The sequence below is a fragment of the Hydrocoleum sp. CS-953 genome (genome assembly GCF_002260545.1).
In the GTDB taxonomy this organism is placed as follows: Bacteria; Cyanobacteriota; Cyanobacteriia; order Cyanobacteriales; family Microcoleaceae; genus Trichodesmium.
On the sequence record NZ_LGSU01000366.1, the window covers coordinates 1 to 2,892 of the forward strand.

Here is a 2,892-nt window from a genome sequence, read left to right on the forward strand (position 1 = left end):
AATGTTATGTCTTGGGGTAAACTTTTACAGCCAGATTTAGTTCTAGGTAATTCAGTTTTAAGTCTAACATTGGAAATTATTAAAAAAAATCAAATTCAAGGTTTAGTGTTAGATGTGGATGAAACTCTTGTGTCAATTCGTGATAGTGATACTTCTCCTGAATTGAGTTTGTGGGTAGAAGAAATTAAAACTATAGCAAGTTTATGGTTAGTTAGTAATAATATTAGCCAATACAGAATAGGTCGAATTGCTGAATCACTAAGTATACCTTATATTGCTAGTGCTGGTAAACCTTCTCGTCGTAAGTTAAAAAAAGCTGTTGATGCTATGAATTTACCAGTGGAAAAAGTTGCTATGGTAGGCGATCGCTTGTTTACTGATGTTTTAGCAGGAAATCGTTTAGGAATGTTTACTATTCTTGTTGAACCTATATCTAATGATGGTTTAGAATTTCCTAATTATAAAGTTCGTTCTTTTGAAGTATGGGTTTCTCAAGTATTAGGAGCGTCTTTAAATATGACTACTCATGGCTTGATTTCTGACCATAAAAAATGATTTTATCTAAGTATTCAGCTATTAGTTATTCTTCATTATCTTGGAAGTAGAAAACTTGTCAAGTTATCAATAAATTTATCATTACCGAATTATTTAATTATTAATTATTAAATAATTCTGGTTTAAAGCCTCCCCTTGAATAGGGAAAAAAAGTGCTCTTGAATTTCCTTATATTCAATTCCGTAACGGTTTTAACCAGAGGTAATTATCAATTAATGAACTAACCTTAGTCATTACTTAATTATTTCAAAAGCTATTTCCATAGTTATGATTGATGAAAAGCTGAAACCTGACTGCTAATAACTTAATGCTTATAATCTTTAGTTCTTAACTTCTGCTATTTCTATGACTCGACTATTCCAGTCTTTAACCAATAAATTAAGAGGTTTTTCTGACCTAATTTTGTACTTAAGACCTCGCATTTGTACACGCATTAATATTTGTTCTAAACAGTCTTTATCAAAACAAACATGACGTTGGTGGTTTTTTGCTCCGAGACTCGCTCCACTGATAATGTGTAGTTGAGTATTTTTCATTAATTGATACCATAAACCATCTGAAGGTGCTGTTCCTTGGTTAGTAGTGCTGGGTCTGGTATAATCATTTGATAGGTAAAGTGGATCTATACCTGTTGCTCCTAATGTTTGTTCATAATTATAGTAGTAATGTAAGGGAACTTCTGCTACTGGTAACTCCAGTAGTCCTTCATATAATTGTTGGGCGATCGCCAAGTCGGATACCATAATTGTATGAACTTTTGGGGCGCTGGTCAGAAACATCCACATAGCTACAGCATAAGCAGCTAATAGCATAACCATTATTCCCTGAGTAGAAAATAGACTATCAAGAGGCAATTCTGGTAAAAAAGCACTTAGAGGTAACTGGGGAAGCAAAAAAGCCATAATATTTACTACTGACATCATCTAAAGATTAGGTTTAAATAATTACTATTGAATAAATTTAATTTAATTTTAGTTCAGACTTATAACTATACTATATTAGCAAATTTAGTTTTGTTTAGACTGTAATGCTCAATCCATTTTAGATCGAGAAAGTATAGTTATAATTTTTTCTCCATCAGCTTTTACTTGTTGCATCCCTTCATTAATAACATCAGGAAATCTGATTTAGTAAGTAGCTAAACAAAATTAAACCTACAATAACTGTAGGAGGTAAATTTGCCAAAACTATTATGTTCTATAGGTCACTAAATTATCAGCTATCCTAACTCCTTTTCAATATTAACTTGATTTATGGCCAGATACTTATGAGTTATTTTAGAGTATTTGTCTATGGTACTCTCAAACCAGGTGAGGTAAACTATCTATCCTATTGTGCTGAATATGTTGTGGAATTTTTTCCCGCAGTAGCAAAAGGTTTGTTGTATGAACTACCTATTGGTTATCCAGCAATGACTGGAGGAGAGAGTAATGTGCATGGATTTGTTTTATCATTTAGAAATCCAAAGGTTTTACTAGAGCTAGATAAGTTAGAAGATTATCATCCTGAACGCCCTCCAGAAGAAAACGAGTATCAAAGACAAAAAATTCCTACTTTTGGACTTGATGGAAAATATTTATGGACAGTTTGGAGCTATTTAATGTTACCGGAAAAAGTTAAGTTACTTGGTGGTAAATTCTTACCTAGTGGATGTTGGACAGGCAAGATATCAACTTAAAGTAAGATAATTATTTAATAACTACTATTATATTAATTTTCTACAGGTGTAACAGAAGGTTGGGGAATTTGAAACAATGGTTCATTGACAGTTAACATAACATTATTGGGGTTAACTATTTCTATAATAGGTTCATTTAAAGCTATTTGTACAGGTTCAGTATCAGGCACAGATTCATCCACTAACTGAATTACTGGAGAACGAGTAGCAGAAATAATTCCCGATATAACTCCTATAAATAGAGCAGCGATGGCACTACCACGCCAAATCAAAGTCCGTTTCGATCTACGGTCAATTTTTTCAAATACTTGTTCAACTGTTCTATCTACAGTTTCTACTGTTGGAGTTATTGGCATTCTTTGAAACTCAGAACGTAGTTGTACTAATCTCTGATAAAGATGTTTAGCAACTGGATCTTTAGCTAGTAAAGCTTCTACTTCTCTACGTTGTGATGGTGTCACTTCACCATCAAGGTATGCACTTACTAATTCAAATCTTTCTTGTTTCATAACTATTTTTTCACCCTGAACCCCATCGTCAAAGTCATCTAAATCAAAATTTTCACTCATATTCAAACCACATAAAAACTTGATATTTTTTGATAAATTTTTCTATAGATTAAAAGATTTTTTTAGTTGAAATTTAGGTTAATGTTTTGA

Annotated in this window: 4 protein-coding genes; 2 read left to right on the forward strand and 2 right to left on the reverse strand. The window is 32.2% G+C overall.

Features of this window, described 5'->3' with window-relative positions; all coding sequences use genetic code 11:
* The first annotated feature begins 6 nt into the window (after positions 1–6).
* Positions 7–555, forward strand: a complete 549-nt coding sequence (locus tag AFK68_RS03460; RefSeq protein WP_094671611.1) for a YqeG family HAD IIIA-type phosphatase — start codon at positions 7–9, stop codon at positions 553–555.
* 320 nt (positions 556–875) lie between these two features.
* On the opposite strand, the gene AFK68_RS03465 is transcribed toward AFK68_RS03460, so the two are convergent.
* Positions 876–1,478: a glyoxalase-like domain protein gene (locus tag AFK68_RS03465; RefSeq protein WP_094671608.1), complete on the reverse strand. Its 603-nt coding sequence runs from the start codon at positions 1,476–1,478 to the stop codon at positions 876–878.
* A 344-nt stretch (positions 1,479–1,822) separates the two neighbouring features.
* On the opposite strand from AFK68_RS03465, the gene AFK68_RS03470 reads away from it, so the two are divergent.
* A complete protein-coding gene (locus AFK68_RS03470; RefSeq protein ID WP_094671609.1) occupies positions 1,823–2,233 on the forward strand; it encodes a gamma-glutamylcyclotransferase in 411 nt (136 codons plus the stop codon).
* 32 nt (positions 2,234–2,265) lie between these two features.
* Here the strand turns inward: AFK68_RS03470 and AFK68_RS03475 are convergent, their stop codons facing one another.
* Entirely contained in the window at positions 2,266–2,802 is a 537-nt protein-coding gene (locus tag AFK68_RS03475; RefSeq protein WP_094671610.1) for an anti-sigma factor, read from the reverse strand.
* Between the last annotated feature and the right edge of the window lie 90 nt (positions 2,803–2,892).

Bases quoted from the DNA above. Each gene is read 5' to 3' on its own strand.
- AFK68_RS03460 (WP_094671611.1), top strand. From the start codon at position 7: ATGTCTTGGGGTAAACTTTTACAGCCAGATTTAGTTCTAGGTAATTCA.
- AFK68_RS03465 (WP_094671608.1), bottom strand. From the start codon at position 1,478: ATGATGTCAGTAGTAAATATTATGGCTTTTTTGCTTCCCCAGTTACCT.
- AFK68_RS03470 (WP_094671609.1), top strand. From the start codon at position 1,823: ATGAGTTATTTTAGAGTATTTGTCTATGGTACTCTCAAACCAGGTGAG.
- AFK68_RS03475 (WP_094671610.1), bottom strand. From the start codon at position 2,802: ATGAGTGAAAATTTTGATTTAGATGACTTTGACGATGGGGTTCAGGGT.